Annotated in this window: 24 protein-coding genes; 15 read left to right on the top strand and 9 right to left on the bottom strand. The window is 62.6% G+C overall.

Features of this window, described 5'->3' with window-relative positions; all coding sequences use genetic code 11:
• The first annotated feature begins 47 nt into the window (after positions 1-47).
• The 8 genes from G6R31_RS12765 to G6R31_RS12800 all read left to right on the top strand — a co-directional run bounded on the left by G6R31_RS12765 (position 48) and on the right by G6R31_RS12800 (position 8,303).
• Positions 48-404, top strand: a complete 357-nt coding sequence (locus tag G6R31_RS12765; protein WP_081608351.1) for a restriction endonuclease subunit S — start codon at positions 48-50, stop codon at positions 402-404.
• Positions 401-1,219 carry a YecA family protein gene (locus G6R31_RS12770; RefSeq protein WP_017871961.1) on the top strand — a complete coding sequence of 273 codons (819 nt, stop codon included), beginning with the start codon at positions 401-403 and terminating at the stop codon, positions 1,217-1,219. The genes G6R31_RS12765 and G6R31_RS12770 overlap by 4 nt, the downstream gene beginning before the upstream one ends.
• Positions 1,220-1,231: 12 nt before the next feature.
• A complete protein-coding gene (locus tag G6R31_RS12775) occupies positions 1,232-4,429 on the top strand; it encodes a type I restriction endonuclease subunit R (RefSeq protein WP_017871960.1) in 3,198 nt (1,065 codons plus the stop codon).
• Positions 4,430-4,448: 19 nt separating this feature from the next.
• On the top strand, positions 4,449-5,147 hold the full coding sequence (locus tag G6R31_RS12780) for a M48 family metallopeptidase (RefSeq protein WP_017871959.1): 699 nt from the start codon (positions 4,449-4,451) through the stop codon (positions 5,145-5,147).
• Positions 5,148-5,215: 68 nt separating this feature from the next.
• Complete coding sequence (locus G6R31_RS12785; RefSeq protein WP_017871958.1) at positions 5,216-6,061, top strand: transposase; 846 nt, start codon at positions 5,216-5,218, stop codon at positions 6,059-6,061.
• 45 nt (positions 6,062-6,106) lie between these two features.
• Entirely contained in the window at positions 6,107-6,538 is a 432-nt protein-coding gene (locus G6R31_RS12790; RefSeq protein ID WP_017872099.1) for a helix-turn-helix domain-containing protein, read from the top strand.
• Between the two features lie 47 nt (positions 6,539-6,585).
• Positions 6,586-7,971, top strand: coding sequence for an IS66 family transposase (tnpC, locus tag G6R31_RS12795; RefSeq protein WP_380026032.1), 1,386 nt, complete (start codon positions 6,586-6,588; stop codon positions 7,969-7,971).
• A 32-nt stretch (positions 7,972-8,003) separates the two neighbouring features.
• Positions 8,004-8,303, top strand: a complete 300-nt coding sequence (locus G6R31_RS12800; RefSeq protein ID WP_081608370.1) for a transposase family protein — start codon at positions 8,004-8,006, stop codon at positions 8,301-8,303.
• Here G6R31_RS12800 and G6R31_RS12805 read toward each other — a convergent pair.
• The gene (locus G6R31_RS12805) at positions 8,293-9,276 is read right to left on the bottom strand and encodes an IS4 family transposase (RefSeq protein ID WP_164994000.1); all 984 of its coding nucleotides are present in this window, start codon (positions 9,274-9,276) and stop codon (positions 8,293-8,295) included. The genes G6R31_RS12800 and G6R31_RS12805 overlap by 11 nt on opposite strands.
• Positions 9,277-9,446: 170 nt before the next feature.
• Between G6R31_RS12805 and G6R31_RS12810 the strand changes: the two genes are divergently transcribed.
• The gene (locus tag G6R31_RS12810; protein ID WP_164993986.1) at positions 9,447-10,319 is read left to right on the top strand and encodes an ISAs1 family transposase; all 873 of its coding nucleotides are present in this window, start codon (positions 9,447-9,449) and stop codon (positions 10,317-10,319) included.
• Positions 10,320-10,467: 148 nt separating this feature from the next.
• Here the strand turns inward: G6R31_RS12810 and G6R31_RS12815 are convergent, their stop codons facing one another.
• Positions 10,468-11,451 (bottom strand): IS4 family transposase, encoded by a 984-nt coding sequence (locus G6R31_RS12815; protein ID WP_164994000.1) that lies wholly within the window; start codon positions 11,449-11,451, stop codon positions 10,468-10,470.
• A gap of 170 nt (positions 11,452-11,621) precedes the next feature.
• Here G6R31_RS12815 and G6R31_RS12820 point away from each other — a divergent pair, with 170 nt between their 5' ends.
• Complete coding sequence (locus G6R31_RS12820; RefSeq protein WP_164993987.1) at positions 11,622-12,284, top strand: IS630 family transposase; 663 nt, start codon at positions 11,622-11,624, stop codon at positions 12,282-12,284.
• Positions 12,285-12,642: 358 nt separating this feature from the next.
• On the opposite strand, the gene G6R31_RS12825 is transcribed toward G6R31_RS12820, so the two are convergent.
• A complete protein-coding gene (locus tag G6R31_RS12825; RefSeq protein WP_164994013.1) occupies positions 12,643-13,875 on the bottom strand; it encodes a transposase in 1,233 nt (410 codons plus the stop codon).
• 382 nt (positions 13,876-14,257) lie between these two features.
• Between G6R31_RS12825 and G6R31_RS12830 the strand changes: the two genes are divergently transcribed.
• The gene (locus G6R31_RS12830; protein ID WP_017870838.1) at positions 14,258-16,099 is read left to right on the top strand and encodes an ABC transporter ATP-binding protein; all 1,842 of its coding nucleotides are present in this window, start codon (positions 14,258-14,260) and stop codon (positions 16,097-16,099) included.
• On the opposite strand, the gene G6R31_RS12835 is transcribed toward G6R31_RS12830, so the two are convergent.
• From G6R31_RS12835 to G6R31_RS12845, 3 genes are read right to left on the bottom strand one after another with little or no spacing between them, the layout of a single operon-like run.
• Positions 16,068-16,406 carry a hypothetical protein gene (locus G6R31_RS12835; protein ID WP_017870839.1) on the bottom strand — a complete coding sequence of 113 codons (339 nt, stop codon included), beginning with the start codon at positions 16,404-16,406 and terminating at the stop codon, positions 16,068-16,070. The two genes, G6R31_RS12830 and G6R31_RS12835, sit on opposite strands and share 32 nt — an antisense overlap.
• 9 nt (positions 16,407-16,415) lie before the next feature.
• Positions 16,416-16,802, bottom strand: a complete 387-nt coding sequence (locus tag G6R31_RS12840; protein WP_017870840.1) for an MmcQ/YjbR family DNA-binding protein — start codon at positions 16,800-16,802, stop codon at positions 16,416-16,418.
• Positions 16,803-16,825: 23 nt separating this feature from the next.
• Complete coding sequence (locus G6R31_RS12845) at positions 16,826-17,098, bottom strand: hypothetical protein (protein ID WP_017870841.1); 273 nt, start codon at positions 17,096-17,098, stop codon at positions 16,826-16,828.
• A 71-nt stretch (positions 17,099-17,169) separates the two neighbouring features.
• Here G6R31_RS12845 and G6R31_RS12850 point away from each other — a divergent pair, with 71 nt between their 5' ends.
• From G6R31_RS12850 to surE, 3 genes are all read left to right on the top strand, one after another.
• On the top strand, positions 17,170-18,087 hold the full coding sequence (locus G6R31_RS12850; protein WP_017870842.1) for a metallophosphoesterase family protein: 918 nt from the start codon (positions 17,170-17,172) through the stop codon (positions 18,085-18,087).
• Positions 18,088-18,102: 15 nt separating this feature from the next.
• Complete coding sequence (locus G6R31_RS12855) at positions 18,103-19,038, top strand: magnesium transporter CorA family protein (RefSeq protein WP_017870843.1); 936 nt, start codon at positions 18,103-18,105, stop codon at positions 19,036-19,038.
• A 211-nt stretch (positions 19,039-19,249) separates the two neighbouring features.
• Positions 19,250-20,059 (top strand): 5'/3'-nucleotidase SurE, encoded by an 810-nt coding sequence (gene surE / locus G6R31_RS12860; protein ID WP_025566890.1) that lies wholly within the window; start codon positions 19,250-19,252, stop codon positions 20,057-20,059.
• Between the two features lie 48 nt (positions 20,060-20,107).
• Here the strand turns inward: surE and G6R31_RS12865 are convergent, their stop codons facing one another.
• Positions 20,108-20,704 (bottom strand): TetR/AcrR family transcriptional regulator, encoded by a 597-nt coding sequence (locus G6R31_RS12865; RefSeq protein ID WP_025566891.1) that lies wholly within the window; start codon positions 20,702-20,704, stop codon positions 20,108-20,110.
• A 94-nt stretch (positions 20,705-20,798) separates the two neighbouring features.
• Here G6R31_RS12865 and G6R31_RS12870 point away from each other — a divergent pair, with 94 nt between their 5' ends.
• Entirely contained in the window at positions 20,799-22,091 is a 1,293-nt protein-coding gene (locus G6R31_RS12870; RefSeq protein WP_017870846.1) for a cation:proton antiporter, read from the top strand.
• Between the two features lie 98 nt (positions 22,092-22,189).
• On the opposite strand, the gene G6R31_RS12875 is transcribed toward G6R31_RS12870, so the two are convergent.
• Together G6R31_RS12875 and G6R31_RS12880 are read right to left on the bottom strand one after the other, a co-directional pair.
• The gene (locus G6R31_RS12875; RefSeq protein WP_025566893.1) at positions 22,190-24,031 is read right to left on the bottom strand and encodes an N-acetylmuramoyl-L-alanine amidase; all 1,842 of its coding nucleotides are present in this window, start codon (positions 24,029-24,031) and stop codon (positions 22,190-22,192) included.
• A gap of 187 nt (positions 24,032-24,218) precedes the next feature.
• Positions 24,219-25,139 carry a DMT family transporter gene (locus tag G6R31_RS12880; protein ID WP_025566895.1) on the bottom strand — a complete coding sequence of 307 codons (921 nt, stop codon included), beginning with the start codon at positions 25,137-25,139 and terminating at the stop codon, positions 24,219-24,221.
• Positions 25,140-25,274: the final 135 nt, after the last annotated feature.

The raw sequence follows: 25,274 nt of genomic DNA on the forward strand, positions 1-25,274 counted from the left end.
AACGTCGAACCGAAGTTGTCACCTACTGAGGGCAAGGCGTATCCGCATTGTCAAGCTTTGAAGGCATTGTCAGTCCCGCTTACACAATATGTATTCCAAACCGAACCATAAACGCAGAGTTTGCGGCCCACTTATTCAAAACAGAGGGTATGATTCGGATTTTTGAACGGCATTCGCAAGGTTTGACCTCTGATACATGGAATCTGAAATTCACTCACTTCTCAAAAATCAAGATTAAGCTCCCCAATCTTCTCCCCGAGCAGCAAGGCATTGCCTCTATCCTTTCCACGCTTGACGGCGAAATTGCTTCGCTGGAGGCGCTGAAGGCTAAAGTGCAGGAGCAAAAGCGCGGGCTGATGGATGAACTGCTGACCGGGCGGATACGGGTTAGGGTGCAGGAATGACAAGGAAGCAAAAAACGTCAGAGGAACGGCTTGAGGCCAAGCTGGAGAGGCTCAAGGACTTTACGCCCCATAGCCCGCCCGAACGGGTGGCGGCGTTGACAGAGGTAGCGGCGCGGCATGGGCGCAGCCTGACGTACTGGGACGGCGTGGTGTATGGCCTGGTCTTTTCACTGTGCCCAGACGCCGAAGTGTTGCTGGAAGTGCTGGAATTGCAGCAGGAACCGCCAGAACTTCAGGCCGAGGTCAGGGCGTATGCGGCGAGCATCTGGGCGCGGCTGGATGTAAGTGACTCGGAGCAGTTTGATGCGAGTGTTGACCCGGAATTGGTGGGCACGGAGGCGCTGTTTGTCGAGTGGCTGCGCGGGTTTGCCTTCACCCTGCGGCTTAACCCCGAGCCTTTGCGGGCGCTGAGTTCACCGATGACAACCCAGGTGGTCGGAGAAGAAGCCCTGAGAAGCATGATGCTGGTGCTCAGTTTTGCCGATATGCCACAGGAGCGGCAGCAAACCCCAGAGTGGCAGGAACTTCAGGAAACTCAGCGTGGGGCGCTGGCTTCGCTGGACGAGGCGGAGCCGGAAGGGTTGGCCCAGGTCTTGCAACTGATGCTTATGGATGTGGACACGTTCTACGGGTTCTCGGCGCTGCTGGAACAGTTCAATGTCAATCCGGCGCTGTTGGGCCAGGGGGGGAGGGCTGGACTCGAACCTCTTCGCCGTGAAGGGCGCAAGATTCGCCCGAATGAACCTTGCCCGTGTGGCAGCGGTAAAAAGTACAAGAAGTGTCACGGCGCACCTGGCGCAGACCCACTTCCCTGACCTGAGGTAACCATGACCCGCACCGATCCGCCCGCCGACTTCCGCGAAATCGTGTCCAGCCAGTTGCCTGCCTTGGGGCTGCTGGTCAATCTGGGCTACTCCTTCCTGACGCCCGCTGAAGCTCTGGACAAGCGGCGTGGGCGGCGCGGGCAGGTGATTCTGACGGACGTGCTGCTTGAATCGCTGGCGCGGCTCAACCGGGTGCGGTATCTGAACCAGGAGCGCGAATTCACGTCCGATGGCTTGCAAAAAGCGGCAGACGCGCTGCTCACGCTGCCCTTTGAGGCGCAGTACACGACGGCTCAGGCGGCGTATGACCTGCTGACGCTGGGCGTGACGGTAGAGCAGACGATAGACGGCGACCGCAAGAGCTTCAGCGTCAAGTTCATTGACTGGGACACGCCCGAAAACAACGTCTGGCACGTGACCGAGGAATTCACCGTCGAACGGCAGGGCAGCACCGCTACCCGGCGTCCTGACATCGTCCTTTCCTGCAACGGGATTCCGCTGGTGGTCATCGAGTGCAAGCGCCCCGACATGGGGGAGCCGCTGGCCGAGGCGATTTCGCAGACCTTACGGAACCATGCCCGCCACGAGATTCCGCTGCTGTACGCCTTTTCCCAGTTGCTGCTGGGCGTGGCTCAGAACGCAGCAAAATACGGTACGACAGGTGCAGACGCCAAATATTGGGCCACCTGGCGCGAGGAAGACCCAGCGGTGACAGCGCAGTTGCCCGAACTGGTCGGCACACCATTACCCGCCAAAGTGCGCGAGAAGATTCTGGGCTGGCGCGACGAGCCTTTGCGCTCACAGCTTGACCAAGCTTGGCATGAGGGGCCACGCCTCCCGAGCGCTCAGGACGAGTTGATTGGCTCTCTTCTGTCTCCAGCCCGTCTGCTGGACTTTATTCGCGGCTTCGTGGTCTTCGATGCCGGGGTGAAGAAGGTCGCCCGCTACCAGCAGTTTTATGCCGTGCGGGAAATCGTAAGCAAGGTGCAGGAGCGCACGCCAGACGGCAAACGGCATGGCGGCGTGGTCTGGCACACCACCGGCAGCGGCAAGAGCCTGACGATGGTGATGCTGGCCCGTGCGCTGACCCACCTTCCAGACGCTCTGGCCCCCAGAATCGTGTTGGTGACTGACCGCGTAGACCTGGACGACCAGATTGCTGGAACCTTCAAAAACACTGGAGTTAAGCCCGTGCAGGCGAAAGACGGACGGCATCTGCTCGACCTGCTCTCGTCCGAGCGCACCCAGGTCATCACGACGGTCATCGACAAGTTCGAGACAGTGGCCCGCGAGAAGCTGAAAGTGACCAGTCCCGACGTGTTCGTGCTGGTGGACGAGTCGCACCGCAGTCAGTACGGCAGCGCCAACGCCCTGATGCGAACCGTGCTGCCAAATGCCTGCCTGATTGGGTTCACGGGGACACCGCTGCTGAAGAAAGAAAAGAACACCGCCCAGAAGTTCGGCGGGATTCTGCACAGCTACACCATGGGGCGGGCTGTACAAGACGGCGCAGTGGCCCCGCTGAAATACGAGGCCCGGCACGCCGAGCTGCGCGGCGCACAGGAGCAGATAGACCGCTGGTTCGAGCGCGTGACCCGCAACCTCACCGAGCAGCAGAAGGCGGATGTGAAACGCCAGTTCCGCACGGCAGAGACGGTGCTGGGAGCAGGGGCCCGACTGGAAGAAATCGCCTACGACATCGGAGAGCACTACGTCCAGAACTACCAGGGGCGCGGCCTCAAGGCGCAGTTTGCCGTGAGCAGCAAGCTCGACGCCGTGCGTTACAAGAAGATTTTCGAACGCTGGGGACGGGTAAGTGCGGCCCTCGTCATGTCGGCCCCCGATACCCGTGAAGGCCGTGAAACGGTGGACGAGGCCGACGTGCCCGAGGTGCAGGCGTTCTGGCGCGACATGATGGGGCGCTACGGCAGCGAAAAGAACTACCAGGACAGCCTCATCGCCGCGTTCAAAGGTCAGGACGGGCCAGAACTGCTGATTGTGGTGGACAAGCTGCTGACTGGCTTCGACGCGCCACGCAACGCCGTGCTGTACCTCGACAAGCGACTCAAGGAGCACAACATCCTCCAGGCAATTGCCCGTGTGAACCGCCTCTACGACGGCAAAGATTACGGCCTGATCGTGGACTACCGGGGCATCTTCAACGAGATGCGCGAGGCCCTCGACATCTATGCTGCTCTTGAAGCGGAAGGCTTCGACCCGGCGGACGTGGCTGGCACGCTTGAAAGTGTGGACGTGGAAATCGGCCTGCTGAAGACCCGACACGGGCATGTCTGGGACGTGTTCAGCGGCGTAGACCGTCAGGATTTGGAGGCCATGCAGCGCCATTTGGAGCCGCAAGACCGCCGTGACGCCTTTTATGAGACGCTGACCGCTTTCGCCAAGACGCTGCAACTCGCCCTGAGTACGCCGAACTTTCTGGACTCCACCCCCGAAGCCGAGCGGCGGGTCTACATCCGTGACCTGCGCTTTTTCCTGAATCTGCGCACCGCCGTCAAGCGGCGCTACGGCGAGAGCGTGGACTTCGGCCCCCTGGAAGCCCAGCTGCGCAAGATGGTGCAGGAGCACGTGGGGGCGGACACCGTGACCCAGTTGGCCGAGCCAGTCAGTCTCTTCGACATTGAGGCCGCCGAGGAACAGGACGCCCAAATTGAAGGGGAAGCGGCGAAGGCCGACACGATGACGAGCCGCATCCGCCGCGCCGTCACCGAGCGCATGGAGGAGGACCCCACTTTCTACAAACGACTGTCGGAATTGGTGGACGAGGCCATCGCCGACCACCGCGCCGGGCGACTGGCTGACTTGGAATATTTGCAACGTGCTCAGGAACTCACCCGGCAGGCCCGTGAGCGTGGGGAGAGCGAAAGTGACCCCAGATTGCACGGGCGGGAAACGGCCCAGGCGTACCGGGGCCTGCTGGAAGAGGCACTAGGTGAGACATTGGGCGAGTTGCCGGACTTCGCGGAGCAGCTGACCACAGCGGCCCTGACCTTCGACGACAGCATTCAGGAGCTGAAAATCCGGGATTGGCACAGTAATCAGGGAGTGCGCCACCGCATGATGGATGCGATGGACGACCACCTGTACGAACTGGAACAGCAGGCGGGGAGGCGAATCCCGCACAGCTTGCGCGACGACTTGTTCGAGAAGATCCTTTCCGTGGCTCGGCACCGTGACGCATGAAGGCGGAAGCGGGGGGAGGGTGGCGGAATATGGCACGACCCGTATTCCTTACCTGCTAAAGCGTATGGAGCGGCGGACACTGAGCATCGAAGTGAAGCCCGATGGCACAGTGCAGGTCACCGCACCGTTAGACGCTGCTGAACACGAGATCCGCTGGAAAGTAGAGAAGCGGGGCAGCTGGATTCTGCGTCAGCAACGGGAACTCGCCAAGCTGCCCCCGCCTTTGCCCGAGCGTCGATACGTCAGTGGAGAATCCTGGCGGTATCTGGGTCGCCAGCACCGCTTGCGTGTGCTTACTGGTGATGCCGAAGGTGTACGCGTCATTCGCGGCGAGTTGCTGGTCACAACCAAGAGCCCGGAGCGGGTGCCGCGGGTGCTTGACCACTGGCTCAGGGCGCGAGCGCAGGCTGTGCTCACTGACCGTATGGCCGCTTGTCTGGAACACGCGGGGCACTTTGGGGTGCAGCACAGCGGCGACTTTTCCCTACGCCTGATGAAGACCCAGTGGGGCAGCTGCACACGCGCAGGCCGCTTGACCTTCAATCCCCGCCTTATTCAGGCACCGAAAGACTGCATGGATTACGTCATCCTGCACGAGCTGTGCCATCTCAAGGAATTCAGTCACTCGGCAGCGTATTACCAGTTACTCGGCCGGGTGCTTCCTGACTGGCGGCGGCGGTGGGAACGGCTCAACAGGCTGGTTGAGCTGCCCCAGTGAGTGGGCTTCCCTCTAAACCCCGAGTGCTAGGGGATATCTGACGGCAGGAAAAAGCGGAAGCTCAAGGTATGCCTACCAAACTGCTTCCGCTGCAACAGGTTAGCGTAGAAGACCTCTTCCTGCTCGCCTACGTGTACATCGACGATTATCTCAAGGCCGCTGTACACAGCGGCCTCTTCACACTTCCAAATGAGCCACACCAGAAGGCGACCTATGCGGAGTTGATGACGATTGCTCTTGTTGGGGAATGGCTGGGTGAGGCATCGCAAGAAAAGTGGTACCAGCAAGTACAGACCACCTACCGCCCTCTTTTCCCGCGTTTGCCGGATAGGACGCGGTATCTGCGCATTCAATTGAACTTCGAGACCATTTACGCTGACCTTGCACTGCGGTTGCCACATGTTGATGACGAAACGGTCTATGTGATTGATAGCAAACCGCTCGTTTACTGCGCTGGGACACGCTTTGCGCGTCCTCGTGCCATGAGCGAGGCCGCGAGTGGTAGAGGGGGAAACGGTGGATACAGCGTCAAAGGACGCTTCTATGGGTACAAGCTCCACGCCATCATTGACGACCACGGCATGGTGGTTCGGTTTGCTATTGCTGCGGGGAACGAGAGTGACCCACCGCTCGCGAGAGCGTTGCTGGAAGAGGGAGAAGGGGAATTGGTCCTTGGCGACCGTGGGTACCAAGGGTGTGGGGTATACGCGCAACCACGTTCAAACATGAAGAATCCGCGCCCCTGGTGGGGCGCGATGAGGTGGGTCAGGAAAACGATTGAATCTGTTTTCTCGCGTCTAGACCGTACGTTTCATCTGATGCTTCCACAGCTCAACTCGTTCCGCTCTGTCCGCGCTCATGTGTGCCGCAAGATTGCCGCTCACAATCTCGCCCTCTTCTTTGGAGGTCTCTAACCCCCTAGTGGATGACCAAGGGCATGAGAAGGCTTATAATGCTGCATGGGACGCCAAAAGCGATTCGTCGTCAACCTTCCTGAAGCTGAGCGTCAGAAGCTCATCGATATGACGAAGAAGGGAATGATCAGTGCGCGAGTCATGACTCGCGCACGTGTCCTTCTCCTGGCAGATGAACAGCTGCATGACAAGGTGATCGCTGAACGGCTGGCCGTCAGCAAAGGAATGATCGGTCAAATCCGCAGAAAATATGCGACTGACGGGGTAGCTGCTGCTCTTTACGAAAAACCGCGCCCCAAGCAGCCCCCAAAACTTGATCCGAAAGCCACGGCGATCCTGATCGCAGAAACCTGCTCGGATGCGCCAGAGGGGTACGCGAAGTGGACGATGCAGCTTCTCGCTGATCGTCTTGTCGCTTTAGGCGTCGTAGACAGTATTTCTGATGAGACCGTCCGAAAAACGCTTAAAAAAACGTAACTGCTCAGCAGGGGGACTTGCGAAGCGGAAACGGGTAGAGTAGGGGCATCACGCAAGAGACCTGTCCCAACTGCGAACGACTTGCTGCCGAGGTGACTCGCCTCCAGGCTGAAGTCGCCGCATTGCAAGCCGAGTTGCGGGCTATCAAAACCCTGCTCGGTCTGAATAGCAGCAACTCCAATCAACCACCGAGCAAAGACCCCCCCTGGAAACCCAAGAGCGAGCGTCAGAAGAGCGAACGCTCTTCTGGTGGACAAAAGGGACACCCAGGGAAAACGCTGAAATTCAGTGACCAGCCCGACGAAATCCAAACGCTATCGCTCACCGGAGCCTGCTCTTGTGGGACTGTCTGGGACGAGGTGGATGTCACCGATCATCTTGCTCGACAGGTTCACGATTTGCCAGAACTGCGTCTCCATATCACCGAGTACCAGGCCGAAGTGAAACTCTGCCCGAACTGTGGCTGTCGTGGACAGGCCAATTTCCCCGAGCATGTCCCTGGTCAGGTGCAATACGGTCCGCAACTCCATGCCTTCACGACCTTGCTGAATGTGGGGCATTTCATTCCATTGGAGCGGGTCACCCAGATTACGGACGCGCTTTTTGGCGCGTCCATCAGCGATGGTACGGTGGTTCTCAACATCAACCTGGCTTCAGAACGCCTTGAGCCTTTCGAGGACGAGCTGAAAGCTGGCCTGAGGCAACAAGCCGTACTCCATGCGGATGAAACGGGCACCAAGGTGAATGGGAAGCTGAACTGGTTTCATGTGGCCTGTTTTGCCAGGGGAACGCTCTATACCTTGCACGAGAAGCGCGGCTACGCGGCTCTTGAGGCGGCTGGCGTGTTGACCGACTTTACGGGCGTCGTGGTTCACGACGCTTGGAACACCTATTTCCGTCTCCCTGGAGAACACGCGCTGTGCAATGCTCACCTGCTGCGCGAACTGCGCAAACTGGATGAGCATGACCAGCAGCCCTGGGCCGGTGAACTGCGGCGGGAATTGCAGCAGGTCTACCATGCCCAGAAGACGGGGATATTGACGAATGAGCAAAGAGCTGCGTTCTATACGCGATTTGATGAACTGGTGCGGGCTGGCCTGCAAGCAAATCCGGCACAGGAACCTGTTCCAAAGCGGCGTGGTAAACCCAAACAGCTTCCGGGACGCAACCTGGCCTTGCGGTGTCAGCAGCACCGCGCAGCGATGCTGCTTTTCCTGGAGCGTGCTGACGTGCCGTTTGACAACAATCAGGCGGAACGTGACATCAGGATGGCCTGCGTAAAACGCAAGGTTTCGGGTGGGTTTCGCTCGGAGGTCGGAGGTCAGGCGTTCTGCCGGATTCGCAGCTTCATTTCTACCCTTCAGAAGCAGGGCTTATCAGTTTGGACTGGCTTGGTTGACGTTTTTCGTGGCGTCTTCAGGTTTTTATCTTGACAGGAGTACAAAAATTGGGCTGATAGGAAGTTGTGCGACAACCCATCAGCCCGGTTCCATTTTTAACCCAAATTCCTGACTGGCGTCACCACAAACGGAGCACTTACCCCTGGAATGCGCTCTGGGTCGTCGTCCTCGTCGGTCTTATGGCGGGGCCAGAAAATATTCTGGCCCTGAGCCAATGGATTCAGTTGCAACGTGACGAACTGACGCAGCGCCTCAAGCTCCAAGATGTACCGCGACAAGCCACGATTTATCGGTTTTTCTGGAAATTGGATGCCCATTTGCCGCAACTCAAGGTTGCTCTACTCGCTTGGGTCCTCAGTAGGTGACAACTTCGTCTCCAGCCGCGCCTGGCGGGCAGAAAGGACGGGTGAGCAGTTCCAGGAAAGCCCTGCATCGTTCGGGTTTCCAACGCAGGGCATCCACGAGATGCTGAGCACCGTGACGCACCAGGCTGACCGCTCTGCGACCATGTTTCAGGACGGGAATGGGATGGGTCTGGCCGAGCCAGACCCCCAGCTGCAAACAGAACATCCAGGCCAGCGTCACCAGACCAAAGAGCCGTTGTAGACGGCTTTTTTCTGTAATCCCCGTTCGCTCCAGGTCGAAGCCTCGCGTTTTGAAGCTGCTGAAGGTGCACTCAATTGACCAGCGCTGCTTGTAAAGCTTCCAGGTCTTCCGAGCATTGAAATCGGTAGCGATGATGATGAGGTCACCCACAGGTGACCTCGTCGCCACCACCCGCATCAACTCCCCGAACACAAACACCTTTTCGCTGATCTCGTGAAAATGACCGTGCTGGACATGCTCAAACCACTCTTTCCCGCTCATATCGTCCAGCATGTCGCTGTGCCGAATGCGGATGGCCCGCTTGATGCCCTGACGACGGAGAAAACGGAACCATTCCGCACCGATGAACTCACGATCAGCCACTAGGCCCAGCCAGCGTTTCGCTGGCAAGGCCCGAAGCAGCTTCAACACCAGCCACATCCGGGCGTACGTGTGACTGTTCCCGGACTCGTCGAGGGGCACCCAGATCAGGGGCAGGGTGAAGCCGTGGACCACGGCTCCAAGCACCAGAAAGTTGATGGGCGTCTCCCCGTGTTCCCAGTTGGTGCGGTCCAGACTCAGCAAAACCTTTCCTGGTGGCAGGTGGGCGACGAGCAGGGCGATGAAAAAGCCCATGTCCAGCTGCTCATCCCGGAAGGTCCGGTCTGCTCGTCTCTTCTTGCCCTGCGGGGTACTCATCCCTGGCATATGGGCACTCAGATCGTGATGATTGACGCTTCTCGCGGCAATCATCGCCAGGAGGACGTCAATGAGCCGCTGGAGCGTGTCGATGCGGAGATGACTGGCGTGCGCTTTGAAGTGCTGTGTGAGTACGGTAGCTTGTTGAGCAGTGGATTCTGTCGATTTCACACTCCCAGGAGACCGCGAACAGTCGGCCCCATCAAGCTTGATGGGGCCGACTGTTGATTTTTCCCGTCTGGGACGACATCGAACTGAAGTTGTCACCTACTGAGGCTTGGGTCAAACAGCAATGCCCTGAAATGCAAGACCGAGTTGCTGTCCTTGCTGGTGATGGCAAGGTGTTGAAAGGCAGTGCCCGAGAGAGCCAGTCGGCTCTCTCGTTCCTCTCCGTCTTTTTCCATGAACTCTCGCTGACCGTGACTCAGGTGGAGCAAGGCGGACGACATGAGGCCAAAGCCATTCAAGACGTTCTCGCTGACCTGAACCACCTTTTTGGTGAATCCTGGCTCCTGACACTGGACGCTGCCTACACTGAACACGAACTGACCAGCAAAGTGGTTGCAGCAGGTGGGGACTATCTCGTTCCCCTGAAGAACAACACGAAGGTGCTCAAGGAATGGGCCGTTATCGCCTTTTCATATCCAACAGAAAACGGCGTTGTTGACGTAGAAAACAGGAGCGGCGAAGTTTGGGAACGACGCACGGATATCCTGACTGCTGTTCCCGAAGCAATCCGGGAAGCGTTGCCTGATGTGAAGACATTGATACGACGTGAGCACCAAGTGACACGCCGAAACGGCAAGCAGACTGTGGAAATACGGTATGCCGTCAGCAGCATGCTGCTGACGGCAAAACAGGCTGAGGATATTTGGCGAGGTCACTGGGGCATTGAAAACCGCAGCCATCATGCCCGAGATACCGTGCTGCATGAAGATCGTTGCCGTATGAGACGAGGCGTACAGGGTCGGGCAGCCCTAAATGGAGTCGTCCTTGGGATACTGCTTGGTCATTCACGCTCTTTAACCGCTGTAGTGCGTCAAATTCGCGTTAAACCCATCGTTGGCCTACGGCTTCTTCTTCCTGAACTCGGTTGAGATAAAAACCTGGTGGCGTCTTACCCAAACTCGACTTCTCGTGCTGAGCAGTTACAAAAAAACGCACTCAAACCCTGGCAGGTCGAGAGCTGGTGCGTCTCCAAAGTAGGGGCAGACTTTGTCTGGCGTATGGAGGAAGTGCTGGATCTCAGTAGGTGACAACTTCGTCTCCAGCCGCGCCTGGCGGGCAGAAAGGACGGGTGAGCAGTTCCAGGAAAGCCCTGCATCGTTCGGGTTTCCAACGCAGGGCATCCACGAGATGCTGAGCACCGTGACGCACCAGGCTGACCGCTCTGCGACCATGTTTCAGGACGGGAATGGGATGGGTCTGGCCGAGCCAGACCCCCAGCTGCAAACAGAACATCCAGGCCAGCGTCACCAGACCAAAGAGCCGTTGTAGACGGCTTTTTTCTGTAATCCCCGTTCGCTCCAGGTCGAAGCCTCGCGTTTTGAAGCTGCTGAAGGTGCACTCAATTGACCAGCGCTGCTTGTAAAGCTTCCAGGTCTTCCGAGCATTGAAATCGGTAGCGATGATGATGAGGTCACCCACAGGTGACCTCGTCGCCACCACCCGCATCAACTCCCCGAACACAAACACCTTTTCGCTGATCTCGTGAAAATGACCGTGCTGGACATGCTCAAACCACTCTTTCCCGCTCATATCGTCCAGCATGTCGCTGTGCCGAATGCGGATGGCCCGCTTGATGCCCTGACGACGGAGAAAACGGAACCATTCCGCACCGATGAACTCACGATCAGCCACTAGGCCCAGCCAGCGTTTCGCTGGCAAGGCCCGAAGCAGCTTCAACACCAGCCACATCCGGGCGTACGTGTGACTGTTCCCGGACTCGTCGAGGGGCACCCAGATCAGGGGCAGGGTGAAGCCGTGGACCACGGCTCCAAGCACCAGAAAGTTGATGGGCGTCTCCCCGTGTTCCCAGTTGGTGCGGTCCAGACTCAGCAAAACCTTTCCTGGTGGCAGGTGGGCGACGAGCAGGGCGATGAAAAAGCCCATGTCCAGCTGCTCATCCCGGAAGGTCCGGTCTGCTCGTCTCTTCTTGCCCTGCGGGGTACTCATCCCTGGCATATGGGCACTCAGATCGTGATGATTGACGCTTCTCGCGGCAATCATCGCCAGGAGGACGTCAATGAGCCGCTGGAGCGTGTCGATGCGGAGATGACTGGCGTGCGCTTTGAAGTGCTGTGTGAGTACGGTAGCTTGTTGAGCAGTGGATTCTGTCGATTTCACACTCCCAGGAGACCGCGAACAGTCGGCCCCATCAAGCTTGATGGGGCCGACTGTTGATTTTTCCCGTCTGGGACGACATCGAACTGAAGTTGTCACCTACTGAGGTGCTGGATACGTACGCTTTGCCCTATGACCCTGAATATCCAGTGGTCTGCCTCGATGAAAAATCTGTCCAGCTTCTCGATCATGTTCGTGAGCCGCTCCCACCCGTGCCGGGTATCCCGGCACGGGTCGATCACGAGTACAAGCGCTGTGGGACAGTTAATCTCTTTATCGAATTTGAGCCGCTGACGGGGCAGCGCAGTGTGACGGTGACTGAGCGGCGAACGTCACAGGAATACGCAGCTCGTTTGCAAGCATTGGATCGACGCTACCCAGAGGCGAAGAAAATCCGACTGATCCAGGACCAGCTTTCGACCCATTCACCAGCAGCGCTCTACGACACATTGCCCGCAGAAGAAGCGAACCGCTTGAGAAAGCGGTTCGAGTGGATCTATACGCCAAAACACGCGTCCTGGCTGAATATGGCCGAGATGGAATGGGCCGCTCTGCAACGTCAGTGTCTGGATCGCCGTATAGCGGCGAAAGAAGCACTTGAGACGGAAGTTGCCGCCTGGGAGCGGCACAGAAACGCCAGGGCAGTCAAAGTGAATTGGGAATTCACGACCCAGGCAGCAAGAGGCAAAATGGCGCGTCACTACAAGCAAGTCGAATAGCCTCAATCATGCCCTTGGTCATCCACTAGCACTCGAGGTTCTAAATACTAGGGTGGCAACCCCACTCAAGCCTGAACGTTCGGTAGGGCTTCGAATTCCTTCGCCAGCCGGGCCTGTAACGCCGCGTGTACGTCGGGCGGAAGAGTCTCCTGGAAGATGTCTGTCAGCCTTTCTATCATCAGCATGAACTGCCCAATCTGATTTGCCGCTCCGTTTTTCAACCTGGTTTCTGCACGGATCTTCGCCAGCTTATACGGATTCCGCTTAATTCCTGCACAGGCGGGAAAGCGCCGCCTGTGCATCCATATCGCGAAATCCGTATCTTTTCCTACTCCTTTCAGCAATGGTTCGTGCAGTTTTAGGCGGCTTTGAGGCCAAAATTTAGCGGACTGAACGGCAAATGCTCTAATTCTGCAAAGCGGGCCGAGAGGTCCAAGTTGGACAAAATCACCTGGGCCAGCAGGGCGTTATACGCCCTGCGTTTCATGTCTTCGAGACTGAACACCAGATCCTGCCCGCCACCGGCCGCCCGCAGGACCTCCAGCCGACAAAGATTCAGGGTCAGCAACACCACATTCCAATGCGCTTCAATGCCCTGCTGTGAGCGCAGTTGCACATCCTGGCTCCCCAGGAACTGCTTGGCATCCCGGAAGATCAGTTCAATCTCGAAACGGCTCCGGTACAGCGCCATGATCTCATGAGCGGGCATCGTCACAGCGGTGCTGAACAGCACCGCGTAACCCGTCACTTGACCCTTTTTACCGACCTGCTGGATGACGACTGCACGCACTTCTCGCGCCCACTGCACGCTCCAGACCACCTGAGTCCACACCCGCTCGGTCGACGTTTCAGAAACGAGGTCAAAGCGCTGCAAGTCGCTGAAATCCACCTTGCCGTCGAACTTTTTTGGCCGTCCGCGTCGTCTGGGATGCTCGCCGGTATAGAGATACTTGAGGTTGGCGTTGCGAGGAAATCTGGAGATGAATGGGAGACCGTGACCGGTCACGGTCTCCACCATGGATTCTTTCGCATAGTTCCCATCCGCAACCACAGCGGCCAGATCAAGCCGTGGAACAGTCCGGAGATCGAGCAACACGTCATCCAGCTGGTCAGCGGCCTGTTCCAGACGACTCGGGGCCTCAGACCCGGTCCGGGTCTGACGGACATCGACCGTAAATGCCTGTCGGTGCTGGACGTCAATCAGGGCACAGCAGGATTGCTCGATCCCACGTTCGGTCCGTGCGGCACAGCCATTCCAGAACGAGCCGAGGTGTGCGGTGTGCTGACCAGATTTGCGGTGAAAAGAGGCGTCGATGGCCAGAACGCACAGTGGGCTGATCAGCCCACTCTCAATCGCCGTGCTCACAGTCGCCCGGTGTACTGCGCCCCAGGGAATGGCCCCGGGGTCACTTCGGTGCAGCCAACGACGGATCGTACTCTCCGAGCAGGCCGCATATCGGGAGAGGTTCAGGACGTTCAGCCGTCCAGGAACAGCGAGAAATACGCTAAGCAGCACGGTCAGAAAATTCCGCTGCGTCTTGCGCAGCGGGACCGCGCTGAGAACGTACTGTAGGATGGCCATTAGACCCATTGGAAGCGGTGTGTTCACAGCCCCATTTTCGGTGGGTCTTTCTTTGTGACCTCAAAACTGCACGAACCATTGGTAGAAGGTGAAAGGTCCCAAATCCTCGTCCAGCAGGAGATTTTTGGGAATTCATAGAAGTGGGCAGAACTTTCCTCCCGTCCTCCAAAACCGTAGGTCGAGGGTTCAAGTCCTTCAGGGCCCGCCAAACATTCCCCGTCTTCGTGACGGGGTTTTTTGCTGTCCGGGAGGGCACACGGCTGTTTCCGTCTGCGCGCCCCCGCTTGCGGCCCGCTCTTTGTGGTGCGCGTATTGTCTCACGCGGCCTCCGCCCGTTCCATCCCCCCAGCGCCCTTTCTGGCAGCGCGGCGGCCCCTAGACTGCCCCGCAGATGCTGCGTCCCCTTCCCCAGAAAGAAAATCTGAGCAACCGTGAACTGCTCGCGGTGCTGACCCGCACCCTGCCCGACCTGCTTCGCAGTGCGCCCGTGCTGGTGTCGCTGATGCTGGGCATGGCGGTGATTCAGGGCGTGATGCCCGCGCTGACCATCCTGCTCGGCAAGTGGACGGTGGACGGCGTGGGCGCGGCGCTGGCAGGCCGGGACGCCAACCTGTCGCTGCTGGCGGCGGCGTGGGCGGGCGCGGCGCTGCTGGGGCAGGTGACGCAGGTGGCCGCGCAGGTCCTTCAGGGCTACGCCGCCGACCACTTCACCGTGCAGACCATGGGGCGGCTGATGGACAAGGTCGGGCAGTTGCCCGGACTGGACGTGCTGGAAGACCCACGTTTCCACGACGACATCGAGATTTTGCAGATGGGCGCTCCCCGCCGCCCGCTCAATCTGGTCTCCACCATGCTGTCTCTCATCCGGTCGGTCATCAGCGCCCTGAGCGTGTCGGCCACGCTGCTGAGCATCGGCTGGTGGGTGCCGCTGGTGGTGGTCGCCGGGATGCTGCCCGCGCTGCTCAAGCAGATGGAGTTCTACAAGCTCGGCTGGAGCATCTTTATTCAGCGCACCCAGGATTCGCGCGAGGTCAATTATCTTCAGCGCGTCGCCCTGCGCCACGAGTACGCCAAGGAAGTGCGGCTCTACGGCCTGTTGCCCTACCTGCAGTCGCAGTACCTGACCCGCACGCTGGACTACCAGCGCACCATGCGCGGCGTGAGAAACCGGCAACTGGTGGGCATCTTGCCCTACCAACTGCTGCTGCTGCTCGTGACGGCGGGGCTGTTTGTGTACGTGGTGGGCCGCGCCGAACAGGGCGTGTACTCGGCGGGCAGCGTGGTGCTGGTCATCACGGCGCTCGCCGGGCTGCGCGGAGAGTTGCAGACCATTTCCGAACTCATCAGTTCCGGCACTGAGCACCTGAACTGGTTTGCCAAACTTCACCGCTTTCTGGACTCCACGCCCGCCGTCACCCTTTCGCCCGACCCGCGCCCGCTGCCGCGTGAACTGACCCTGACCCTGGAGGACGTGTCGTTCGGCTACCGCGACCAGGCGCCCGTCATCGAGCACCTCTCGCTGACCATTCCCGAGGGGCAGACCGTCGCCATCGTGGGCGAAAACGGCGCGGGGAAGACCACGCTGGTCAAGCTGCTGCTGCGCTTTTACGACCCCTCACAGGGCCGCGTGCTGGTGGGCGGAGCAGGCGAGCAGACCGATCTGCGCGACCTGGACGCAGGCGAGTGGCGCGCTCAGGTGGCGGCGGTGTTCCAGGATTTCGCCCGCTTCGAGTGGACGCTGCGCGACAACGTGACGCTCGGGCAGCCCGAGAACCCGGCCAAGCTGTCGCACGCGGTGGAGGCGAGCGGGCTGGGCGCGGCGCTGGGCCGGGTCAATGGCGGCCTGGATGCCCGCATCGGGCAGGCGTTCGGCGGCGTGGACCTCTCGGGGGGGCAGTGGCAAAAGCTCGCCACCGCCCGCGCCCTGTACCGCGAGGCCCGCGTGCTGATTCTGGACGAGCCGACGGCGGCGCTCGATCCCCGCAGCGAAAAGGAAGTCTTCGACGCCTTCGCCGCGCTGTCGCAGGGCCGCACCACCCTGCTGATCACCCACCGCCTCGGCAGCGTCTTGATGGCCGACCGCGTGCTGGTGATGAAGCGGGGCCGCCTGATTGAGGACGGCACCCACGCTGAACTCTTGGCGCGGGGCGGGGAATACGCCGAGCTGTGGCAGTTGCAGGCGAGTCAGTACGGGGGAGACGTCAGCCCTGTTCCGGCGCGGCCCGGTGCCTGAGCACTCCTAACCAGTTGGCGGCGACCAGCAGCGGCAAGAAGGCCAGCACCAGCGACAGGGCGCTGAGCAGAAAGAGGCGTAGGGTCGCTTCGGCGGCGCCGCTGACCCCGTTCATGAGTGGAAGCGCCGCCGTCGCCAGTAGGAGGGGAGGCAGCCCGCACAGCAGCGTGGTGAGCAGCACGCCCAGCGCTCCACGCAGGCCCGCGCCCCGCTGCCCGGTCCAGACGCCGTAGCCGAGAATCAGGCCCGCCGCCACCACCCCCAGAACGAGGCCGGTGCCGCTGCCGAGATTGATGGTCTGGTCCATAGCGCAAGCTTACAGGCTGTCTTGCAGTCCCAACTCTGCCCGTTCCGCCTTCGTGAAGCCCTTTTTCGTGACCAGCAGGTAACTGCCGCGCAGCAGTTCGCGCACCAAGTCGTCCGGCACGCTGCCGTCCAGCGTGACCGTGACCCAGTGCTTTTTGTTGAGGTGGTGGCCCGGCACCACGCTCTGCGGGTACGCCTGCCGGAGTTCGTGCCCGCGCTCCGGATCCACCTTGACGCTCAGGCGCAGCGGCTCCTGGGTGACATCGGTCAGGGCGTACATCCTGGACTTGGTGAGGTGGCCGACCTTGAACACCAGCGTCTGGTCGTCGAAGGGAAAGGTTTCGAGCGAGTGGGGCAGGGGGTCACACACGCCACGCAGGTCTTCTACCGTCCGCATGGCGCCGAGGATAGCCCCCAGGGTCAGCCGTGTGCGCCGGTGTCCAGGCCCTGTGCTTCCTGCAATTCGACGTTGGCGTCGGCGGCTTCCGCGTCGCCGCCGGTCATGGTCACGACCTGTTCGGCGCTCAGGCCCTCGCCGGGGGTCACGTCCACCCCGCTGGCGGGGCGCTGGGCATAGTCGGCAGGGGGCGGTCCCTGCTCGGCCACGACCTCGCTGGGAACGGCGTGTTCGTCGGCGTGCACGCTGAGTTCGGCGGCGATGGGCGGCACGGTGTCACGTTTGGCATCGGTCATTCGCGCAGCATGCCACCCGATTGTCAGCCCGGCTGACCCCCCGGCCTTGAGCGTGTGTTGAACTTGGGGGCATGCGCCGTCTGCTCGCCCTCGCCCTGCTGCTGCTTTCGCCCGCCAGCGCCACCCGGCTGGTGCTGCTCAGCGATTTCAACGGGGCGTACGGCGAGGTGAGCTATCCGCCCGCGCTGACCCGCACCGTGGGGCGCATCCTGAACGACTGGAAACCCGACCTGGTGGTCTCGGCGGGCGACCTCGTGGCCGGGCAGAAGGCCAGCCTGACCGACACGCAGGTGCGGGCGATGTGGGCTGCCTTCGAGCGGGACGTGCGCGGGCCGCTGGCGAGGGCCGGGATTCCCTTCGCCTTCACGCTCGGCAACCACGACGCGGGGCTGGCGCAGGACCGCCGGGAAGCGGCGCGGTACTGGCAGGCCCACCCTCCGGCGCTGCGGTACGTGGACCACTCGGCGTTTCCTTTCCGCTCCTCCTTCACCTTCGGGGAGCTGTTTTTCGCGGTGCTGGACGCTGCCGGGCCGAACGTGGACGCCGCGCAGCGCCGCTGGCTGGCCGCGCAACTCGCCACCCCCCAGGCCAGGGCCGCCCGTTTCCGACTGGTCCTCGGGCATCTGCCGCTTTCCGGGGTCAGTGCCGGCAAAAACAGGCCCGGCGAGGTTCTGCGTGAGGCCGGGGCGCTGCGTGAGGTGATGGAGCGGGGACAGGTGACGGCCTACGTGTCGGGCCACCACGCCGCCTTTTTTCCCGGACGCCTGGGCAAGCTCAACGTGCTGGCGAGCGGCGGCATCGGCGGGCGCGATTACGTCGGCTTTCCCGGCACCGCCCGCAGCACCGTGACCGTGCTCGACGTGGACGGGGACCGCCTGCGCCTGACCCTTTACGACGCCGACACCGGGCGCGAGGTGCCGCTGTCCACCTTGCCTGCGCGGGTCTCGGGCCTGGGCGGAACGCTGGAGCGGGTGGGCGACCTGCGCTGATTTACCCTGACCCTCATGATTCGTGCCAAGGACCTCGCCAGTGGTCAGGAACTGGACTGGACCGGCCAGACGGTGGGCGTGTGGGTGGACGCGCAGGACCCAACGCCCGAGGAACTCGCCCGGCTGCGGGCGGCGTTTCCCCTCAACCGGCTGGCGCTGGAAGACGCGCTGGAACAGGGCCACTGGACCCGCGCCGAGCAGTACCCCGAACACACCTTCGTGACCGTGCGCAGTTTCGCCCACCCCGAGCAGCCCGACGAATTTACCGAGCGCGTCAGCATCTTCGCCTTTGCTCCGGCACCCGACCAGCCCTGCGGCGCCGTGCTGACCCACAGCCGCAGCGGGACGCGGGCGCTGGGGGCGGTCTGGGCGCAGGTGGGGCGCGAAGCGGTCAACACCGCGCAGGAGGTCACCTACGAGCTGCTCGATCAGACCGCCGACGGCTTTTTTCTCGCCGCCGACGCGCTGGAGACGCAGGTGGACACGCTGGAAGAACAGATTTTCCGCTCCCCGCGCTTCAACCCGGTGGAGCCGGTGTTCGACCTCAAGCATCTGCTGGGGCAGGCGCGGCGGCTGGCGACCGACGCCCGCGAGGCGAGTGCGCTGCTGGGCCGCCAGACCAGCCTGCACGCCGAGCAGGTCCGTTTCCGCGACGTGCAGGACAGCTTCACCCGCGTGGGCAGCCGCCTGGACGGGCTGCGCGACTCGCTCAGCAGCCTGCTCGACCTGCACCTCGCCCTTCAGGGCCAGCGCATGAACGAGGTGATGCGGACCCTGACCGCCGTGAGCGTGGTGTTTTTGCCGCTCACCTTCCTGGCCGGGGTGTGGGGCATGAACTTCGAGCACATGCCCGAACTCGCCTCGCCTTACGGCTACGCGCTGGCCTGGGGCAGTTTTCTGCTGGTGGGCGGGCTGCTGGCGTACACGTTCAAGCGCCGGGGATGGTGGTGAGCCGAGGATGGAAAGCCGGCGGCTGCCTTGATACGGATTCCGCTTAATTCCTGCACAGTCGGGAAAGCGCCGCCTGTGCATCCATATCGCGTAACCCGTATTTTTTCCTACTCGCATCCGCTCTGCTGCGCAGCTTTGCAAGTCGGATTGAATCTGAAACGACCAGATTCAATCGGAATCCGTATGACACCCCCGCGCTACCCTGCGGGCTATGACCACGCCTGACCAAGCGCCTCCCTCTGCCCGTCCCCGAGTGCTCGTCGCCAACGACGACGGCATCTTCTCGCCCGGCATCAAGGCGCTGGGCCTCGCGCTGGGCGAGTGGGCCGACGTGGTGGTGGTGGCGCCCGACGTGGAGCAGTCGGCGGTGGGACACGGCATCACCATCCGGCGCCCGCTGCGCTTCAAGCACACGGCGTCGGCGGGTTTCGGTGACATTCCGGCGTACCGGGTGGACGGCACCCCCGCCGACTGCGTGGTGCTGGGTGTGCATCTGCTGGGGCGACCCGACCTCGTGGTCAGTGGCATCAACATCGGTCCCAACCTCGGCGAGGACCTGACGCACTCGGGCACGGTGGCGGCGGCCATCGAGGGCCTGACGCTGGGGCTGCCCGCCATCGCCTTCAGCCAGTTCGCCAATGAATCGGGCGAGTACGAGTTCGGGCCTTCGGCAGCCTACGCTTCCAGGCTGGCGCGAGAAATCTGCGCCCGGGGGCTGCCGCCACGGGTGCTGCTCAACGTCAATTTTCCCCGCGTGTCCCCGCGTGGGGTGTGCGTGACCGAGGTGGGCCGTCACCGCTGGGAAGACAGCGTCCTGACCCGCCAGGACCCCGAAGGCCGCGACTACCACTGGGTCGCCGGGGTCAGCACCGCCCACGACGGGACCGACGAAAAGACCGATTACGGCGCGGTGCAGGCCGGGTTTATCAGCGTGTCTCCGGTGCGGCTCGACCTGACGGCGCGCGACCTGCTCGGGGAACTCGCGCAGGGGTTGCCCCCGCTCGACACCGACCTTCGCTGACCTGCCTCCCTGACCGGCCAGCACGGGCGCAGGCCCACCGCCGCAAGTTCAGGCGCGGCTGTGGTGCTGCCGGATGCGCTCTGCGATGTCGGGCACCCGGCTCTCGTAGGCCGAGAACAACATCACCGACATCAGGCGCCCGACCTGCTCGCGGTCGTAGTCGGGGTTGAGGAGCAGTTCGTGGGCAATGGAGAGGACCAGGGTCCGCTGCATCAGAATCAGGTCGGGGTGCGCGGCGCTGATCTCGGGCGGCAGGTAGTCGATGGTCTGGCGGTCCAGAGAATCGAGAACCCGCTGGCGCCGCGCCTGAAAGTGGGGACCACCGCCGCTGTGGAGCAGCAGCAGCAGCTCGCGGTGTTCGAGCAGGGCGGCAAGCAACTGCACCGGCGGAAACAGGCTGTCCTCGGCCACGCGCCGGTCGATTTCCTGCAGCCACTCGGCCACCCGGCGTTCGAGCAGGGTGTCGAGAATCGCCTCGGTCGAGGGGTAGTAGGTATAGATGTTGGGCCGCGAGGTCTGGAGTCGCTCGGCGATATCGGCCATCTTGATGTTCTCGAAGCCCTGCTCGATAAAGAGCTGCGAGGCCACCTCCAGAATCTGTTCACGGCGCACGTCCGCGCTCAGGCGTCTACGGGGTTCAGGCATAAACGGCAGTGTAGCACTTCCTGACACAATGTCGGGATACCCCTGGATGGAGGAGGTGCGTTCATCGCGTGTCGGGAGGCCTAGATTAACGGACATGCTCACGGCATTTGCCCTTCTGCTCAGCGTTACCGCAGTGCTGGCCTTCTTGAATGAACGTTTCTTTAAACTTCCGACCACCGTCGGGGTGACGCTGGCGGGCGCGCTGGCGAGTCTGCTCCTCATCGCCCTCGACGCTCTGGGGCTGACCGGGCCGCGCGGCTGGGCGGCGGGCCTGCTGGAAACCCTGGACTTTACCGATTTCGTGCTCAACGGGATTCTGAGCATCCTGCTGTTCGCCGGGGCGCTGAGCCTCGACGCCCGGCAGTTGCTGCGTCAGCGCCTGAGCATCCTGACGCTGGCGGTGGTCAGCACGCTGCTCAGCACCTTTCTGATCGGTTTTGCCGCCTACGGCATCTTCGGGCTGGTGGGCCTGAGCGTGCCGCTGCTGTGGTCGCTGCTGTTCGGGGCGCTGATTTCGCCCACCGACCCGGTGGCGGTGCTCGACCTGCTCAAGCGGGCGGCGGTGCCCAAACGCATCGAAACCCTGATCGCGGGCGAGAGTCTGTTCAACGATGGCGTGGGCGTGGTGATTTTTCTGGTGATTGCCGGGATGGCGGGCATCGGACACGGGCACGGCGAGGGCAGCGTGCTGGGCGCCCTGGAGCTGTTCGGGCGCGAGGCGCTGGGCGGCATGGTGTTCGGGGCGCTGCTGGGCGCTCTCGGCTACCTGATGCTGCGCGAGATCGAGCAGCAGGCGGTCGAGGTGCTGATTACGCTGGCGCTGGTGGTCGGCGGCTACGTGGCGGCCTCGGCGCTGGGCATCAGCGGCCCGCTGGCGATGGTGGTGGCCGGACTCATCATCTCGGCGGGGCGGCACGTCGCCTTCGGGGAAGACACCCGTGAACACATCGAGGGCTTCTGGGAAACGACCGATCAGGTGCTCAACATCCTGCTGTTCGCCTTTATCGGCCTGGACGTGCTGCTGACCGAAACCACCGGCCCGCAGCTTGTGGCCGGGGGGCTGCTGGTGCTCGTCTCACTGCTCGCCCGCTGGATCAGCGTGGCGCTGCCCTTTTCACTGCTTCGGCGGCGCGAGAACTACGGCACCTACACCGTGCGGCTGCTCACCTGGGGCGGGCTGCGCGGCGGCATCGCCATCAGCCTGGTGCTGGGCCTGCCCGAAACGCCCTACCGCACCCACCTCGTCACGGCGACCTACATCATCGTGCTGTTCAGCATCGCCGTGCAGGGCCTGACCATCATGCCGCTGGTCCACAGGGCGGTGGCGGCCAACCCCGAGGACACCAGCCCCGAGGACACCGCGCCGGAAGTGCCCCTGGGGTCATAACCCCACCCCCGTTCGAAGTGGACTTCCAGAGAACCCCCCCCCTGGCTTGACGCATCACGCGCAGATCAGGGGGGGTTCTCTTTCGGGTGGGCCGCTGTTTACGGGCCGCTCATGGCCGAGGCCGCCGGCTTGCCCGAGGCGCTCACGCCGGTCATCAGGGCTTCACGGATGCCCGAGGCGATGCCCACAGACACGCGCTCGAGGTAGTTGTTGTCCGTGAGGTTCTGGCCGTCCACCGGGTGGCTGGTAAACCCGATTTCGACGAGGGCCGCCGGAATGCGGCTGTTGCGCAGCACGCTCAGCGAGCGGTAGCCCTTGATGCCCCGGTTGAAGGCGCCGGTCATGTCCACCATGTCGCGCTGCAAGACGGTGGCGAGCTGGTAGGACAGGTCGTGGTTGGGGTTCCACCAGGTTTCGATGCCGTAGCCCTTGAGCGCGGTGCTGGCTTCGGTGGCGTTGACGTGAATGCTGACGAACATCTGGGTGCCGGGGGTGCCCATCTTGGCCCGCATCTGCAGGTCGGTGTTCTTGTCGGGGTGCAGCTCGCGGTCGGTGTCGCGGGTCAGGACGGCGTCCACCCCGGCGGCCACCAGCAGGTCGCGCACCCGCTTCGCCACGTCGAGCGTGACGACCTTCTCGACGATGGTGCCCACCGCGCCGGGGTCCTTGCCACCGTGGCCGGGGTCGATCACCACGCGTGGACGCACGGAACTCGCCCGCAGCGACAGCACCGCCGCGCCGCTGCTCGCGGACATGGGCGGCACGGCGGCCAGCGTCTTTTCCCGGGGGGCCAGCGGGGTCAGGTTCGCCATCGCCGGGGAAATGTCGAGCACCAGCCGCGAGCGCTCGCCGCTGAGCGGAGGCAGCACCTGGGCACGCCAGCCGCTGCGCGAGGTGGTCGGGGACCCGGTCACGATGCTGAGATTCACGCCTTCGGACGAGGGTTCGTAACGCCACGAGCGCACCTCGGCGGAGGTGTCCTGCTCGTTGGTGGGGGTACTGCCCAGGCCCACACCCAGCAGTTCCACCCGCAGTCCCAGGGTGCCGGGCACGATGCGGTAGCCCGCCCCCGGGGGCAGGTCGAGCACCATGCGGGTCACGCCGGGGGTCTTGCCGATGCGCGGGGCCTGAATGGTCGCGCCGCTGCTCAGGGGGCCGGGAATGCGCCCGACCAACGTGCTGGGGCGGGCGGTGTCGGCGCCGGGGAGTGGGGCCGGGGGCGCGGGCGGCGGGGTGCCGGGCTGCTGCCGCACGCTGTCGCCGGGCGGAAGGTCGGTGGTGTGGACGCTGCCCGCCGCCGTGTCGGTCACGGGCACCGGCGCCTGCAGGCTGGCCTGGGCACGCGCGTCGGCAGGCGCGGCGGCGAGAACGCGCCCGCCCACGTTGCCCGCGCCGCCGCGCAGCCGTGGGCCGAGTTCCACGATCAGCACCCGGCTACCGCTCGCGATGGTGGCTTCCGTCGCCCGCCAGCCGTCACTCAGCGACAGGGGAAAGGGCGTGCCCATAATGATCTGCCCGCTGCTGGCCCGGTACTCGGTCAGGTGCTCGGCCAGCCGCAGCGCCGAGGCGGGCACCACCCGCACCCCGCCCACGTCGATGCGTAGCCCGCCGAAGGTCGGCACCAGCGTGTAGGTCATGCCTTTGGGCAGGTCGAACACCAGCTTGGTGCCTTCCGCCGTGCCGCTGATGCGCGGGCTTCCGAAACTCGGCGTCTTGGCCTGGGCCAGCGTTTCGGCACCCCCCGCAGGAGCCGGAGAGCTTTTGGAAGAATTCGCTGAAGCACGTACCGGCGCGGCGGCGGGCACCACTCCACCCACCGCCGCGCCGCGCACCGTCGGTTTGACCTGAGCAGGAGCGGTCCGCAAAAAGGGGTCTGTTTGAGCCGCCGCCCATGACCCGAGCAGCAGCGCTGATGAGAGGAGCATGGCAGGCAGCTTCATGTGCTTCCATCTTGTCGGTTGTGGCGGTGAGAAATTTAATCACGAAGCTCATTCTTTATGCAGTTGTGGGCGTCCTGGCAGTTTGACCGCTTCAGGAAAACCTCGGCTCCTTCGTTGCCTGCACGTTTGAATGAATTCTTGCACTTGCATATTAATCAATTCAAATCTGTTGTTGAACGAACCCTGTTCAAGTGTTCTGCGGGTCGGGTACGTCCGTTTCGGCCTGCTGCGCGTCGTTCGCGCCGCTGCTGAGCACTGTGGCGAGAACGACCAGCGCTCCGCCGAGGGCACCGCGTGCGCCCACCCGCTCACCGATCAGCAGAAAGCTGAACAGCGAGGCGCTGACCGGTTCCAGCGCGTAGATCAGGCTGGCTTCGGTGGCGCTGACGTGGCGCTGGCCCACCGTCTGAAGCAGCGTGGTCACGGCGGTGGCGACCACACCGAGGTAAAGCAGGGGCGCCCACGCCGCCGCCGGGGGCCACAGCGCCGCGCCGCTCAGCAGCGCCCACACCCAGGCGAGCAGCGCCACGGTCAGGACCTGTGCCAGCGTAAAGGGCAGCGGCGCGTGCCGGGACGCCAGCTTTTCCAGCGTCACGATGAACCCGGCATAGGTCACGGCGCAGGCCAGCGCCCAGGCGTCGCCCTGAACCCAGGCTCCCCCTTCCCAGGACAGCAGGGCCAGTCCGGCAACCGCCAGCGGCAGCGCCGCCCACAGCAACGCGGGCAGCCGCCGCCGCTGCACCAGGGTCAACCACAGCGGGACCAGCACCACACTCAGCGCCGTGAAAAAGGCCGCGCGGTTGGCGGTGGTGCTTTGCAGGGCGATGGTCTGGGTGCCGTACCCTGCAATCAGCCACAGGCCGAGGATGAATCCGTCGCGCACCAAGCTTCGCCGGCCAGTTTCTTCTGCGGGGTGCGCCGCGTCAGGAGCGGACCGCCGCCCCAGCGCGAGCACCGGCAGCAGCGCCAGCGCCCCGATGGAAAAGCGCCAGGCGAGCAGCGCGGCCGGAGACAGCAGCTTCCCGAGTTCCTTGACGACTGCGAACGTGCTTCCCCAGATGGCAGTCACCACCAGCAGAAGAACGATGCCGCGCAAATGAGAGGTCATACGGCTTTGAACTTTAGCCCGAACTTGGCCACAGACCTGACCGGCATCCACTCGCCCGAATGCACAGGCCGGACAGACCGAGAGGGCAAGAGGATACGGCGGCCCCTCTCGTCAAGGTGGACCGCCGGTCAGCTC

Origin of the sequence: Deinococcus wulumuqiensis R12 (assembly GCF_011067105.1) — a bacterium.
In the GTDB taxonomy this organism is placed as follows: domain Bacteria; phylum Deinococcota; class Deinococci; order Deinococcales; family Deinococcaceae; genus Deinococcus; species Deinococcus wulumuqiensis.

Bases quoted from the DNA above. Each gene is read 5' to 3' on its own strand.
- G6R31_RS12835 (WP_017870839.1), bottom strand. From the start codon at position 16,406: ATGGACCAGACCATCAATCTCGGCAGCGGCACCGGCCTCGTTCTGGGG.
- G6R31_RS12790 (WP_017872099.1), top strand. From the start codon at position 6,107: ATGGGACGCCAAAAGCGATTCGTCGTCAACCTTCCTGAAGCTGAGCGT.
- G6R31_RS12825 (WP_164994013.1), bottom strand. From the start codon at position 13,875: ATGGGTCTAATGGCCATCCTACAGTACGTTCTCAGCGCGGTCCCGCTG.
- G6R31_RS12840 (WP_017870840.1), bottom strand. From the start codon at position 16,802: ATGCGGACGGTAGAAGACCTGCGTGGCGTGTGTGACCCCCTGCCCCAC.
- G6R31_RS12850 (WP_017870842.1), top strand. From the start codon at position 17,170: ATGCGCCGTCTGCTCGCCCTCGCCCTGCTGCTGCTTTCGCCCGCCAGC.
- G6R31_RS12865 (WP_025566891.1), bottom strand. From the start codon at position 20,704: ATGCCTGAACCCCGTAGACGCCTGAGCGCGGACGTGCGCCGTGAACAG.
- G6R31_RS12875 (WP_025566893.1), bottom strand. From the start codon at position 24,031: ATGAAGCTGCCTGCCATGCTCCTCTCATCAGCGCTGCTGCTCGGGTCA.
- G6R31_RS12845 (WP_017870841.1), bottom strand. From the start codon at position 17,098: ATGACCGATGCCAAACGTGACACCGTGCCGCCCATCGCCGCCGAACTC.
- G6R31_RS12815 (WP_164994000.1), bottom strand. From the start codon at position 11,451: ATGATTGCCGCGAGAAGCGTCAATCATCACGATCTGAGTGCCCATATG.
- surE (WP_025566890.1), top strand. From the start codon at position 19,250: ATGACCACGCCTGACCAAGCGCCTCCCTCTGCCCGTCCCCGAGTGCTC.
- G6R31_RS12870 (WP_017870846.1), top strand. From the start codon at position 20,799: ATGCTCACGGCATTTGCCCTTCTGCTCAGCGTTACCGCAGTGCTGGCC.
- G6R31_RS12880 (WP_025566895.1), bottom strand. From the start codon at position 25,139: ATGACCTCTCATTTGCGCGGCATCGTTCTTCTGCTGGTGGTGACTGCC.
- G6R31_RS12775 (WP_017871960.1), top strand. From the start codon at position 1,232: ATGACCCGCACCGATCCGCCCGCCGACTTCCGCGAAATCGTGTCCAGC.
- G6R31_RS12785 (WP_017871958.1), top strand. From the start codon at position 5,216: ATGCCTACCAAACTGCTTCCGCTGCAACAGGTTAGCGTAGAAGACCTC.
- G6R31_RS12830 (WP_017870838.1), top strand. From the start codon at position 14,258: ATGCTGCGTCCCCTTCCCCAGAAAGAAAATCTGAGCAACCGTGAACTG.
- G6R31_RS12855 (WP_017870843.1), top strand. From the start codon at position 18,103: ATGATTCGTGCCAAGGACCTCGCCAGTGGTCAGGAACTGGACTGGACC.
- G6R31_RS12770 (WP_017871961.1), top strand. From the start codon at position 401: ATGACAAGGAAGCAAAAAACGTCAGAGGAACGGCTTGAGGCCAAGCTG.
- G6R31_RS12805 (WP_164994000.1), bottom strand. From the start codon at position 9,276: ATGATTGCCGCGAGAAGCGTCAATCATCACGATCTGAGTGCCCATATG.